Below are 13,411 nucleotides of genomic sequence, written 5' to 3' on the forward strand. Positions count from 1 at the left end.
AAGCGCAAGGCGCACGGAGCGCAGGAACCGGAGCCTATGGGGTATAGGTGAGGATTNNCTCCAGCACCGCGTAACGCAGCGATTCGCCTGTGCAGACATTTATACAGTGTTCCCTTAGCGCAGGTTGACCACGGTCTGCATGACCTCGTCCTGGGTCTTGATGGTGTTGGTATTGGCCTGGAAATTGCGCTGGGCAATGATCAGGTTGACCAGTTCCTCGGTCAGATCGACGTTGGAAGCCTCGAGGGTGCCTGACTGCAGCGAACCATAGCGCCCGGAGCCGGCAGTCCCCATCACTGCCTGGCCGGAAGCCGACGTTTCCGCCCACAGGTTGTCGCCGAGAGACTCCAGCCCTTCCGGATTGGAGAAGTCCGCCAGCACTACGCGGCCGAGCCCAATGTTTTGATTGTTGGAATAGCTGCCGATGATCGTGCCGTCCTCATCGATGGAGACACCGACCAACTGCCCCGAAGTATAACCATCCTGCTGGGGGGAGTTGGTGGCGTAGTCCTGGGCGGTCTGGGAGGAACCGGCGAAGTCGAAATCGAAGCTCAGCGGCGCGGCGCCGTTCTGCGGATCGAAGGCATAACTCGTGGCCGTTGTCGTGTTATCGAATTCCAGCCCGCCATCGGTACTAATACCGCTCAACTGACCATTGTTGTCGAATTGCAGCATTTTCGAATCGAGCACGGCGCTATAGCTGATACTACCGCCGGTGTAGCCGGTAACGTTGCCAGCGGCATCGGTGGTCGGCGTGGCACCACTCACCGTCGCGATGTAATTCACACCGCCGGATGTCACGGTATACTCCCCGTTGCCACCAGTGACCGACGCAGGATCGGCGCCGCCAAAGTTCGGATCCGTGACACCGTCGAGAGAATCGATCGTCTTGGGGAAGGTGTTGTTTTCGCCCAGGGCGACACGAGTCTCGACCGTCCAGGCATTGCTCAACTCGCTACCATCGGCAGCCTCATCGGCCCGGATGAAAAACATCTGCAGGTCGTAGGCATTACCCTGAGAGTCGATCACGCTGGACGACGTACCGTAATTATAGGTTGCGGAATTGGAGGGATCGAAAGCCCGGGTCGGCACCGCATCGCTCGAATCCAGATCGATCGCCGCCGAAGCATTCTGGGTCGCCTTGGCGATCATCGAATCGCTGGGCAACTGGATGATTTCAGGCAGGCCACCGGTTGGCACCGTGGCGGTAGTATCGGTGGAGTTGAAGTTACTGACGTTATAACCGGTGAGATAAGCGCCCTGGGCGTTGGCCAGGTAGCCGTCGGCGGTCATGGTCAGTTGCCCGTTACGCGAATAACCGACCTGGTCGCCCTGCACGAAGCGCAGGAAGCCATCGCCGCTGATGCCCAGGTCGAGATCGCGGTTGGTGGTTTCCAGGGTGCCGTTGGTGAAATCCTGCAGAACGCCCGAGACCCGGGTACCCAGACCGATCTGGCTACCGGCATAGACATCGGCGAACTGCACCGAGGAGCTCTTGAAGCCCTTGGTCTGCGAGTTGGAGATGTTGTTGCCGATGGTGTCGAGCTGCTGCGAAGCGGCGTTGACGCCACTCAATGCCTGTGAAAAGCCCATGATCCATTCCCTACGTTATGATGTCTGTGCGAGTCAAAAACTGCTGCGTATCGTAATCGGCCGTACTCAGAGAATTTGACGCACGTCGGAGAGCGTCACGGGATCCTGAGCGTATCCCAAATCCAGTTGCGGCCCGTCTTCGCCCTGAATCACGCCGTTGACCAGGGCGTAGTTCAAGGTGGTCGGCATCGAGGTCTTGTCACCATTAACCGCCGTCATTTCGACGCTATAGGTGGTATCGGTGGAAGCATTGCTGCCGTCATCGAGCTTGCCGTCCCAGGTAAAGCTGTGGACACCGGCATCGAGCGGCCCGGTCGAGAAGGTATCGATCACCTCGCCATTGGCGCCCTTGATCGAAATCTGCAGGTCATCAACGGCGCTGTCGAGATCGACCCCAATCGGCGTGCTGGCCACCTCGCCGGTATCTTCGTCAGCCGTACCGACGAGAATCCTGTCACCCGGCACCATCACGCCCTGGCCGATCAGTGCGGTCGCCTGCAGCGCCTGGCCGGCATCGATCTGATCGTTGATCGCCGACAGGCTGTCGTTGAGCTTCTCGATCCCGCTGACGGTGTTGATCTGCGCCAACTGTGCCGTCATCTCCGAATTGTCCATCGGGCTGGTCGGGTCCTGATTCTGCAATTGCGTGACCAGCAGCGTCATGAAGCGGTCGTTGAGCTCGCTGCTCGAATCGGTCCCCGTGGTGGCACTGCTGGTAGCGGTGCCATTGATATTGGCAAGCGTGCTGCTGCCGATCACCGGACTGGCCATGTTTCTCTCTCCTTGCTCCGCGCTACGCTGTCGATCAGCCTTCGCCGATGGTCAGAGTCTTGGTCATCAGCGTCTTGGCGGTATTCATCACCTCGACGTTGGCCTGGTAGGAACGCGACGCGGCGATCATATCGACCATTTCATTGACCGGGTCGACGTTGGGCATCTGCACGTAACCGTTCTCGTCGGCCAGCGGATGTTCGGGCCGGTACTCCATGCGCATCGGCGTGGTGGTGTCTTCCACCACCCGGTCCACCCGCACCCCGCCCGGACCGCCGCCATTCTGGCCGAGGGCCTGAAACATCACCTGCTTGGCGCGGTACGGCTGACCGTCCGGACCGGCAACGCTGTCGGCGTTGGCCAGATTGCTCGCGGTCACGTTCATACGCTGGGAATTTGCCGTCAGCGCCGAACCGGAAATCTCGAAAACACTGAACATCGACATCGGCTTACTCCGACTGCATCGCGTTCTTCAGCCCCTGGATACGGCGGCTGACGAAAGTGACATCCGCCTGATAGCGGAGAGAATTATCGGCGAAGGCGGCGCGTTCGCGGTCCATGTCGACCGTGTTGCCGTCCAGACTCGGCTGGTCCGGCACCCGGTAGAGCAGATCATCCACACCGGAGGAGACACCCGCCTGGCCCGGGATATGGCGAGCCGAGGTTCGCGCCAACGCAAGCCCGCCTTCCCCCTCGGCGCGGCCCTGCTGCATGACTCGATCGAGTTCGGAACGGAAATCGAAGTCCCGCGCCTTGAAGTTGGGCGTATCGGCATTGGCGATATTGTTCGCCAGCACCTGCTGGCGCTCGGCGCGCAGATTGATCGCCTCCTGCTGAAAGCGCAGCGCGCTTTCTAACTTGTCAAACATGCCGCGGCCCCTCCCAACTTATCGAACATGCCGAACTCCTCTGGCCTTCGTCGGAAAATTGACACGGTGGAGAATAGCGGCGGGACGGTCACGCCAAACGCACAAACAGGCCTGCAATTGCGCGCCATTTTCGTCAATGGTCGGCGCCGGGCCGCTCTACAATCGCTTTCGAGATGGGAGGAACCGCCTCTCGTCGCCAGCACACATCTCTTCACCAGCACTCATCCGTGAGCGAGAAACGCCTCATGACAGCGCAACCGCCGCACGACACCGAAAGCCTGAAACTGCTGCGGCGCCCCCAGCTGCGGCGCTTTCTGCTGATCTGCGCGGCGCTGCTCACGGGTCTGCTGTTCGCGCTATCGCTGCTGCCCCTGCCCTCGATCGCCCTGGCGGACACGACCAGCGCGAGCGACAATCCGCTCGAGGCCAGTGTCGAACGCTTCTTGATGGAGCAGACGACCTCGCTGGGCGATCAGGTCAGCGTCGAGGTGCGCGAGAGCCCGGCCGATCTTGGTCCATGCGCATCCCCGCAGCCATTCCTGCCCCGCCCCGGTGTACCGCAAGGCCGCGTGACGGTGGGCGTACGCTGCGATGGCGATGGCGCTCGTCGTACTCGTTACGTTCAAGCGACCGTCTCGGCGACGGTAAGGCATCTCGTCGCCCGCGAGACGATCGAACCTGGCGAGCGGATCGATGCCGCGGCGCTGGGCTGGCAGGAATCGGACATCACCCGGCTGCGCCGAGGCTATCTCGACGCCCTGCCCCAGGCAGCCGGCATGGTCGCGACACGTCGAATCCCCAGCGGTGCGACCCTGACGGAAAACATGGTCAGACAACCCTGGCTGGTGAAACGCGGCGACACGGTGACGCTGACCGCAGCGGGCCAGGGATTTCGCATCAGCCGCAGCGTCGAGGCACTGGAAAACGGTGGCCTCGGTAGTACCATTCGGCTCAAGGCGGAGAGCAACCAGGTACTGCAGGGCAAGGTGACGGGGCCGGATCAGCTGTCCGTCGATTTCTGACCACAGATAAATTTCTTAACAAAAGTCTGCTCGATCGTCTTTCAGTTTCGGTCGACGTTGCCGATAAGGTCTATAACCGACAACATCGGCAAGCACATCAATGTGCAAGCAGCCAAGAGGCCACAACCGTGAAAATCGATCAGACTCATCCGCTGACTCGCCCGACACACAACGAGTCCGTCGAGCAGAAGAAAGCCCCGGCGGCGACGGACAGTGCCGGAACCTCGGCAGGCTCGACCACCACGCTGAGCCAGCTCGATCGCCAGGACGACAGCAGCGACATCGATACCGCCCGCGTCAACGAGATCCGCCAGGCGATCGCCGACGGCCGCCTCGAGCTGGATACCGGCAAGATCGCCGACGGCCTGATTCAGAGCGTGCGCGATATGCTCGGCGAGCGCTCCTGAGCCCAGGTTTCCCTTGTTTCCGAGATAACGATTCGAAATAACGATCAAGACAACGATTCGAGATGACACCAATGACGCTCGCCACCCTGCTCACAGAACAACAACGTCTACTCGAGGGCTTCCTCGCCACGCTCGACGAAGAGCGCAAATGCCTTTGCGATGGCGTGATCGACGGTGCCCGCATGTCCGCCATCGCCGAAACGAAACAGGCCACATTGGAAGAGATGGAGACGATAGAGCAGGCACGTCGCGAACGGCAGCAGGCCGACGGCTTCGGTAGCGGCGCCCAGGGCGCCGAGCGGCTGGCCAAGGCTCACGGAGCCGAAGATCAGTGGTACGTCATTCGCGAATTGGCGGCCGAAGTACGCCATCAGAATCTTCTCAACGGCCACATCATTTCGCAGCGTCTGGAATACAACCAGCGCGCCATCGACTTCCTCAATCGCGCCGTTGGCGGCAGCGTCTACGGCCCCAATGGCCAATCCCAGCACAAGGGTTTCGGAGGGATCAGCTCGAAGGCTTGATGGCCGCCCCTTCCCCTCCTTTGGGTCGATCCTTCGCCCTTCCCCGCATCAGGACCTTGGGCAAGGTACGTGCCCGTCATGGTAAGCAGCTTCCCGAGATGCAAGAGAATTGCCATGAAGAACAAAAACGATAGCAGCTACAAGCTTCTGTTCAGTGAGCCGAGAACCGTCCGCGATCTGCTGACGGGTTTCGTCAGGGAGGATTGGGTCGAGCGCCTGGATTTCGACTCTCTCGAGAAGGTCAGCAGCACCTTCGTCACCGACGATCTCCGTGACCGCGAGGGCGACGTGATCTGGCGTGTCCGTTTCGGCGACGAATGGCTCTATGTTTACCTGTTGATCGAGTTCCAGAGTACTGTGGACCGGTTCATGGCGTTACGCATCATGACCTATGTCGGGTTGCTATATCAGGAACTGGTCAAACAAAAGACGCTGACCCGACAAGGCAAGCTGCCGCCGGTGCTGCCCATCGTGCTCTATAATGGCGAAAGGCGCTGGAACGCGGCACTCAACGTCTCCGAACTGGTCCAACCCGTACCGGGTGGCCTGGAGCAGTATCGGCCGGACTTGCCCTATTTGCTCTTGGACGAAGGGGCGATCGTTGCCAGCGATGAATGGCCGGAGGAGACCCGCAACGTGGTATCGGCCATCTTCCGGCTGGAACATCACTACAGCCATCAGGACGTCATCGACACCATTGGGTTGCTGGTACAATGGCTACAGGCGCCGGAGCAGACCCAGCTACGCCGTCACTTCGTGCTCTGGATCCGGCGCGTACTGCTACCGAGCTGGGTGCCCGAGAACGAAGGGATCGAGTGGCAGTCGCTCAACGACTTAAGCGAGGTACACAACATGCTAGCCGAACGTGCGAAGAAATGGCCCGAGCAGTGGAAACAGCAAGGGCTTGAGGAAGGTCGCCAGGAAGGCCGTCAGGAAGGTCGCCAGGAAGGCCGTCTGGAAACGGCTCGCAACATGGTCGAGCGGACTTCCATGGATGACCGGATGATTGCCGATCTGGCTGGGTTGGATATCGCACAGGTTCGTGAACTGCGGGCCGAACTGAAGCATTGACTCAATCGTCGGCGCCGCGCTTCAGACGTCATGGCATGGAATACGGAATCGGAAAGCAACCTTCGGGTTGCTTTCCGCGTTTTGGGGTAAGGCCGCTCGATCGGTCAAGAACACCTCGACAGCCTCCCAAGCAGGCTCGGGACCATGACATTGCCTTGGGAGCCTTGCGCCCTTGCAATAAACCTTCGGTGCTTAAGTCTTCATCGATATCGGGCCAGTGAATGCCATAGCCTGCCCCAGCCACTTCCCAATGATTGCGCTGCTCAGGGGTCGCATTGGCCAAGCGCGGATACCACGCCAGAGGCACGCCAATCAAGCGGCCATCCATCAGCTCGACTACCAAGCGATCGTCGTCAATGCTGACGTCCATCACTCGCAGCGTCCCGAAAGGGCTGATACCAGCAATCAACCGTCGGAATGCCATCTCCCCCCCCTTTCCTCTTCCCCCTTCCGTCCGTAGCCGTAGCGAGATCATGAACGCCTACATCAAAAAATCGTGAATTGCCCCTAAAGCGAACATCGCCCCCGCCGATAACAGGGACAACGGCCACGGGGCCGTTGCAGCAGGATCCGGCACCACCTGTCATGAGCACAGCGGATTCGGCCCAAATTGCCCTCTCAAGTGAGAAAGGAATACGAAAATGGCAGTGATCAATACCAACATCACCGCGCTGATCGGTCAGCAGAACCTGAACAAGTCCCAGAGCCAGCTCTCCACCGCCATGGAGCGTCTCTCTTCCGGCCTGCGTATCAACAGCGCCGCCGACGATGCCGCCGGCCAGGCCATCGCCAACCGCATGAGCAGCCAGATCACTGGCCTGTCCCAGGCTCAGCGTAACGCCAACGATGGTATCTCCGTCGCTCAGACCGCCGAAGGCGCGCTGGACCAGGTCAACGACAACCTGCAGCGTATCCGTGAGCTGACCGTCCAGGCCGCCAACGGCACCAATAGCCAAGAAGATCTGAACTCCATCCAGGATGAGATCAATCAGCGTCTGGATGAGATCGACCGCATCTCAAAGGAAACCAGCTTCAACGGCGTCGACGTTCTGGCCAGCGACCAGGAAATGTCCATTCAGGTCGGTTCCAAGGATGGCCAGACCATCACCCTGAACCTGAAGGAAATCAACTCCGAGACGCTGAAGCTGGATACTTTCAACGTCAACGGCTACCAGGGTAGCTTGGATTCTGGCACAGGCAACACTGGCGCAATGGCTAGCGCGCTTGGCTTAGACGGTGACGACTTCTCCACGGCCAATGGTGGCGTGGCTGACTTTGCCTCTGCGGTTGACAAAGTAGCACTGACAGGTGCGAGCGCTATCGAGATGCCTGAAGGGTTTACAGCTACAAGTGCCAATGCATTGCAGGTCGATGAAGCAGGTAACTTCTTCATCAAAGGTACAGATGAAAGCGGTGCTACCGCTTATGTCTCAGCGAATGTTTCCGTCGAGAAAAACGATGCTGGCGAGGTGACCGGCCTGTCCGTGAGCGCTGGGAGTGTCGTGGCTGGAAAACGTTCAGAGGACCCCCTCGCCGCACTGGACTCTGCCATTAGCGATGTCGATAGCCTGCGCTCCGAGCTGGGTGCCATGCAGAACCGCTTCGACTCCGCCATTACCAACCTGAGCACCACGACCACCAACCTCTCTTCCGCTCGCTCGCGCATCGAAGATGCTGACTATGCAACGGAAGTCTCCAACATGACTCGCGCTCAGATCCTGCAGCAAGCCGGCACCTCTGTTCTGGCCCAGGCCAACCAGACGCCGCAAACTGTTCTTTCTCTGCTGCAGTAATTGCCCCAAGGTAATCCTCCTTGTCGTACTAATGAAGCGGGTCCATTCGGGCCCGCTTTTTTAGCGATATTCTCGTACTCTCCATAAAAGACGCAAAAGCTTCCCCTTCAAGTGGCTTTTCCTCTCTTTGGCATGATGGCATCGCTTTATAGTGGTGGTATCGACCACCGTCATCATGCGACCCTTATGTCCAAGAAACGCAATCAACGCCACGCCAGCGCTAACGATAAGCTCACCTTGCCGCAGGCGCGCAGGCAAACCCAACGCTTTCCTTCGAACCCCGATGCCTGGTTGGCACTGGGTCGCCTGCTTGCCGAGCAGAAGGAGTGGCAAAGCGCCAGGGACGCTCTCGAACGAGCACAAAGCTTGCGCCCGGAAAACGCCGACCAACTCACATGGCTAGGGCATATCGCCTACAAACAGAATCGCACTCATGAAGCGATTGAATGTTTGAATAATGCGTTATCTCAAGACCCTACCATGGTGGCTGCCTGGGTCGCGCTGGCAAGGCTCTATATTGACCACGGTGCTTTTGAGAAGGCGCTGGAACATGCTCAACGTGCGCATGCGGAAAATCCTAACGACATTCAGGCCATTGATGCACTAGCAAGTGCTCTTAGCAACCTTTACCGCTACGAAGAAGCACTAGAACTATACATTCAACTTAAACCAGTGGTACCGAATAACTTTTCCGTCTGGAATAACATAGGAAATATGCTTCGTGACTTGGGGCGCCTAAGTGAAGCTTATCCATATTATGGAAAAGCCAGCGAGCTAGGCCGCCACCACCCTGTGGCTTACTCCAACTATTTAACGGCCCTTCATTACGACCCCGCTGTTAGCCGCGAGGAAATAACTGCATTTGCCAAATCCTGGGAAGCACGTTTCGCACCAAATGGCAGCCTGATTGCTTCACGTCCCAGTCGCCATGGCTCAAGAAAAGATCAATCCCTGCGCCTTGGCTTAGTGTCCGATGGCCTCCGCAAACACCCCGTCGGCAAGATGATCACCCAATGCTTGGAGCACCTTCCCAAGGGGCAGTTCGAACTGTATTGCTATACCAGTACCGACGTGGTGGATGTGGTAACCAAGCGCATTCAGAAATGTGCGAAACACTGGCAGCCGATACGTCACCTAAGCGACGAGGAATTCACTCAGCAAGTCCGTGATGACGAGATCGATATCCTCATCGACCTTTCAGGCCACAATGCTGGTTCTCGAATGCGAGCGATCGCTATGCAGCCGGCGCCATTGCTCGTCAAATGGGTCGGTGGACTAATCAATACCACGGGCGTACAAGCCATCGACTACCTGATCAGCGACCATGTCGAGACGCCTGAAGGCGAAGACGAGTACTACACCGAGAAACTGATCCGCTTGCCGGACGACTACATCGTCTTCGATCCGCCCGAGAACTTGCCCGCCTTGAGCGAACTGCCGGCCAAGCGAAACGGCTACATCACCCTGGCGTGCTTCAACAACCCCACCAAACTCAATGATGTCACGCTCCAGCAGTGGGCGAGCATCATGCACGAGCTGCCTGATTCCCGTTTGCTGCTCAAGGGGCGCCCCTACACCAGCGAGAGCTTCTGCGAGCGCCTATACACCACGCTGGAAAACGCAGGCGTCGCTCGCGAGCGTTTGATCATCGAAGGGCCGGGCACCAATCATGAGATGCTAGACGCTTACAATCGCGCAGATATCGCCCTCGATCCTTGGCCCTATTCGGGCGGTTTGACGACCTGCGAATCCTTCATCATGGGGGTGCCGGTAGTCACACTTCCCGGCCCGACCTTCGCTGGCCGCCACAGCGCGACACACCTGGTGAACGCCGGCATGCCAGAGCTGGTGGTCAATAGCTGGGAGGAATATCGCGCCCGCGTGATCGAGCTTGCCAGCGACCTGGAGAGCCTGGGCACCATCCGCCAGCATCTGCGCGACGTACTGTTGCAATCTCCCGTGTGCGACGGCCCGCGATTCGCCAGACATTTCACCGATGCCATGCGCGCCATCTGGCAACGTTACTGCGATTCCAAGGCCCCCGCCGCCCTCACCTTCAACAAGGAAGGCGAAGCCCGATTCGAGGACGAAGATGCACCGGTAGAAATCCATTACGCCGAGGTCCCCGAGGACGACTCGGAGTTTCAGTGGCAATTCGAGGGCAAGATCATCGCCGTGGACAACGGCGGGCAACTGCTTGAAAGCGACGTCGTTCGCCAGCTGCTGCAGAAAGAAGCACTCGAGCTGATAGCCTTCGATCCCAGTAGCCAAGCGCTGGACACCTCGCTCAAGCAGCACAAGGGCGTGCATTACTACCCCAATGCGACGCTGGGAGACGGTCAGCCAGGCCAACTGTATGCCTGTCTCGACCCCAAGTTGAGCGCGAGCCTGGCACCGCTAGGCGACGAGCACCAGCCCGAGGCCATTCGCAAGGGCAGCCAGGTACTCACCCGGCTACCGCTCAACACCATCGCGCTGGATAGCATCAAAGGCCTCCCCACCATCGACTGGCTGGTACTGGATGACCTCAACGACGCCGCCGCGATCCTCGACAATGGCACCCAGGCGCTGAAAGATACCCTGCTGCTCCAGGTGAAGGTCGCGTTTCAGCCCACTCACGAACGGCAACCCAACCTGGCGGAAATTCAGCACTGGGCCAGCCGCCATGGCTTCCGTTTTTACCGACTACACGAACCGCAACACCGCAGCCACCTCCCTGAGGACGTACCGGAGGCACAGCGTCAGGCTACCGAGCTAGTGAGTGCCGATGCACTGCTGCTACCCAGCCACGCTCGAATGGAAACGCTCTCCGATAACCAGCGTACCCGGCTCGCGTTTTTGTTGCATACAATATTTGGGATTAAAGACATTACATATAACCTACTGGAGAATTCAAAAGATCAGAAAAGCCTCCTCTACCTGCATGCGGAAGGGGTAAAAAATCTCTCCCCGGCAACAGAAGAAAAAAACGAAAAATATAACATAAAAGAAAACCAGAAACCCGAAGATAAAAACCAGATACTGGACAAAACCATTTTTGTTGTAGGGTGCGGTCATAGCGGAACTACTCTGATGGCTTCTTTACTTGGAGCTCACCCTGAGGTCCACACAATACCAAGAGAAACGTACTGGTTCTTAAACAACCCGAACCTAAATAATGAGTATTATCAAGAAAAGCGTGATTCTCAAAGGGAAGGAAAAAGCATTGTCTGCGAAAAGACACCAAGGCACGTCTATAAAATAAGAGAAATAAAAGAAAAATTTCCGAACGCTAAAATAATTGCCATGATTCGTGACAGCAAAGATGTCGTATCATCTTTGAAAAAACGCTCTGGAAATTTCGAGCACAGCGTACAGCGTTGGATAAGCGACAACAAAGCACTCCTAGAATTCAAGAACGAAAGTTGGATAAAGTTAGTAAAATATGAAGACCTTGTCACGAAGAAAGAGTCAGCTGTACATGAAATACTCACATTCCTGGGCTTACCTTACACAGATGAGGTGTTTGACTTCCACAAAAAAGACTACAAATGGTTCGGTGTTGAAGATGCAAAAGAAACGGATGGCCGAGGTGAACACAACCATATTTCGTTACGATCATGGCAGATGACACAACCTATTCATGATAATCGTGGCGTGTGGAAGAAAGGACTGAGTAAAAAAGAGGCTGCTATAGTAGATGCAAAATGTAAAAACCTAGAGAAAAACCTAGAATTTACGGAAGAAAGCATCCCAGCAAAAAGAAAGATCAAGGTTTTTGGCGATTCCCATATACAATCATTAAAAAATACCCATAAAAAAAACAATGAAGACTCGCTCCTCATAAGTGTTATTCATGGCGCAACCATTCTGGGACTGGGGAGGAGAAAGTCCACACTGAACGCAAGCAAAGAGATAAAGAAATCTCTAAACCCTAACGACTTCGTTATCCTTGGTTTTGGGCAAGTAGACTTGGAGCTTGGATTCTATTACCGTAAAATAATAAAAAAAGAAGACATTGCTCTTGGCGACTTCCTCCATCTCCTCATGGAAAACTACAGGAAATTTATACTTGAAGTAAAAAACAACTGCGCAGGAGTTATTATAAAGGGCATCAACCTCCCAGTACTAAAGGAACATGACGTGGCCGTCCGCTATGTGTCTAGAATAATAACCGAAAACATAAACTGCGATACCACAAAACACTCATTACTAGGAGAACTAAGGTCGAAGTACGATTCTCACGAAAACAGAGCAGCTTTCGCATTGGAGTTAAATAAGAAAATAAAAGATCTTGCAAAAGATACCCAATGCGAATACTTCGACATTAATGGCTACATATCCAAGAAAGGCAAAAATGAGGTTGACGAAAAGTACATACCAAAAAATCTTGACCATCACATCTTGGCTTCAGAAGACCTTCGCAGACATATAGCCCAGCTCATCGAGGAAAAAGTAAGGCAATTAATGGCGAAAAAAAATAATGACAAAAATATGGCGTAATCACAAAACCCACCGTTCACACCGTGAGCGCCTCAATGGTCACAGGGCATGCTTGCTCTGGTTCACTGGACTGAGCGGTTCGGGCAAGTCCACCATCGCTGGCCTGGTACTGGTAGAAGAAAAGCTGCATGCGATGGACAAGCGCACCTATCTGCTTGATGGCGATAACGTGCGTCATGGCTTGAATCGGGGTCTCGGGTTTTCTGGCCGGGACAGGATCGAGAATATCCGTCTCATCAGGGATATCATGGTTGTTCATCGATGCCGGCATGATCACGCTGGCGGCATTCATCTCTCCTTTCCGGGCCGACCGCGATGCGATGCGGGAACGCATGGCGGCAGACGACTTCGTCGAGGTATTCGTCGATACTCCGCTTGCCACCTGTGAGCAGCGCGATCCCAAGGCCTGTATTATCTTGCGCATGCCGATATTCGAATCGATCCGCCAAGCGCCTTCTTCATGCCTAGGTGTCGGGGCCCGGGTGATTGATTACGCGTTTCCCAAATAATTCAGGCCGGTCCTTCTGCCACTGTTTCATTGCACCGATCGGCGTCTGATGATGCAAGGCCTTTTGATTGATGTGGTGGTTATAAAGCCAGTTGTAGCGCTTGAGAGTGGTCTCCAGATCCTCCCGCGAGTCGAACCGATGCGTATTCAGTACGTCACTCACGCGGCCATTGAAACGCTCCACCATGCCGTTGGTCTGCGGCCGGTAAGGCGGGATCAGGCGATGTTCGATGCCATGCCGGTGACAGAACCGATCCACCCGGTGCCTGCCGCTGGGCTGACGCTCACCGCCCGCGGCGAAGCGATCGGTAAAGGTCTTCCCGTTATCTGTCAGCAAGATCCTGATCCTGAACGGTGCCCCCGAGTTCGAC

General features: G+C 56.5%; 12 protein-coding genes and 1 pseudogene. 7 read left to right on the forward strand and 6 right to left on the reverse strand.

Annotation, left to right across the window (positions count from 1 at the left end; all coding sequences use genetic code 11):
- Positions 1-114 precede the first annotated feature (114 nt).
- The 4 genes from flgE to flgB form a co-directional block, all read right to left on the reverse strand.
- The gene (gene flgE / locus DOM57_RS20135) at positions 115-1,593 is read right to left on the reverse strand and encodes a flagellar hook protein FlgE (protein WP_110651108.1); all 1,479 of its coding nucleotides are present in this window, start codon (positions 1,591-1,593) and stop codon (positions 115-117) included.
- Positions 1,594-1,659: 66 nt separating this feature from the next.
- A complete protein-coding gene (locus tag DOM57_RS20140) occupies positions 1,660-2,364 on the reverse strand; it encodes a flagellar hook assembly protein FlgD (protein WP_110651110.1) in 705 nt (234 codons plus the stop codon).
- Positions 2,365-2,398: 34 nt separating this feature from the next.
- Positions 2,399-2,809: a flagellar basal body rod protein FlgC gene (gene flgC, locus DOM57_RS20145; RefSeq protein WP_110651112.1), complete on the reverse strand. Its 411-nt coding sequence runs from the start codon at positions 2,807-2,809 to the stop codon at positions 2,399-2,401.
- Positions 2,810-2,813: 4 nt separating this feature from the next.
- Positions 2,814-3,233, reverse strand: coding sequence for a flagellar basal body rod protein FlgB (flgB, locus tag DOM57_RS20150; RefSeq protein ID WP_110651114.1), 420 nt, complete (start codon positions 3,231-3,233; stop codon positions 2,814-2,816).
- A gap of 245 nt (positions 3,234-3,478) precedes the next feature.
- Here flgB and flgA point away from each other — a divergent pair, with 245 nt between their 5' ends.
- From flgA to DOM57_RS20170, 4 genes are all read left to right on the forward strand, one after another.
- A complete protein-coding gene (gene flgA / locus DOM57_RS20155) occupies positions 3,479-4,255 on the forward strand; it encodes a flagellar basal body P-ring formation chaperone FlgA (protein ID WP_162619612.1) in 777 nt (258 codons plus the stop codon).
- Between the two features lie 128 nt (positions 4,256-4,383).
- Positions 4,384-4,662, forward strand: coding sequence for a flagellar biosynthesis anti-sigma factor FlgM (flgM, locus tag DOM57_RS20160; RefSeq protein ID WP_110651118.1), 279 nt, complete (start codon positions 4,384-4,386; stop codon positions 4,660-4,662).
- A gap of 62 nt (positions 4,663-4,724) precedes the next feature.
- Positions 4,725-5,186 carry a flagella synthesis protein FlgN gene (locus tag DOM57_RS20165; protein ID WP_110651120.1) on the forward strand — a complete coding sequence of 154 codons (462 nt, stop codon included), beginning with the start codon at positions 4,725-4,727 and terminating at the stop codon, positions 5,184-5,186.
- A 114-nt stretch (positions 5,187-5,300) separates the two neighbouring features.
- Positions 5,301-6,257 (forward strand): Rpn family recombination-promoting nuclease/putative transposase, encoded by a 957-nt coding sequence (locus DOM57_RS20170; protein ID WP_110651122.1) that lies wholly within the window; start codon positions 5,301-5,303, stop codon positions 6,255-6,257.
- 28 nt (positions 6,258-6,285) lie between these two features.
- On the opposite strand, the gene DOM57_RS20175 is transcribed toward DOM57_RS20170, so the two are convergent.
- A complete protein-coding gene (locus tag DOM57_RS20175; protein ID WP_239496346.1) occupies positions 6,286-6,681 on the reverse strand; it encodes a DUF2442 domain-containing protein in 396 nt (131 codons plus the stop codon).
- A gap of 217 nt (positions 6,682-6,898) precedes the next feature.
- Here DOM57_RS20175 and DOM57_RS20180 point away from each other — a divergent pair, with 217 nt between their 5' ends.
- The 3 genes and pseudogenes from DOM57_RS20180 (at position 6,899) to cysC (ending at position 13,041) form a co-directional block, all read left to right on the forward strand.
- Positions 6,899-8,050 carry a FliC/FljB family flagellin gene (locus tag DOM57_RS20180; protein ID WP_110651124.1) on the forward strand — a complete coding sequence of 384 codons (1,152 nt, stop codon included), beginning with the start codon at positions 6,899-6,901 and terminating at the stop codon, positions 8,048-8,050.
- 186 nt (positions 8,051-8,236) lie between these two features.
- Positions 8,237-12,532, forward strand: a complete 4,296-nt coding sequence (locus DOM57_RS20185; protein WP_162619613.1) for an O-linked N-acetylglucosamine transferase family protein — start codon at positions 8,237-8,239, stop codon at positions 12,530-12,532.
- Positions 12,513-13,041: pseudogene (cysC, locus tag DOM57_RS20190) on the forward strand (adenylyl-sulfate kinase). The gene DOM57_RS20185 and the pseudogene cysC overlap by 20 nt, the downstream one beginning before the upstream one ends.
- Here the strand turns inward: cysC and DOM57_RS20195 are convergent.
- On the reverse strand, positions 12,997-13,411 hold a 415-nt coding region (locus tag DOM57_RS20195), incomplete at its 5' end, for an integrase core domain-containing protein (protein WP_162619614.1). The pseudogene cysC and the gene DOM57_RS20195 sit on opposite strands and share 45 nt — an antisense overlap.

This window comes from Salinicola peritrichatus (genome assembly GCF_003206715.1).
GTDB lineage: Bacteria > Pseudomonadota > Gammaproteobacteria > Pseudomonadales > Halomonadaceae > Salinicola > Salinicola peritrichatus.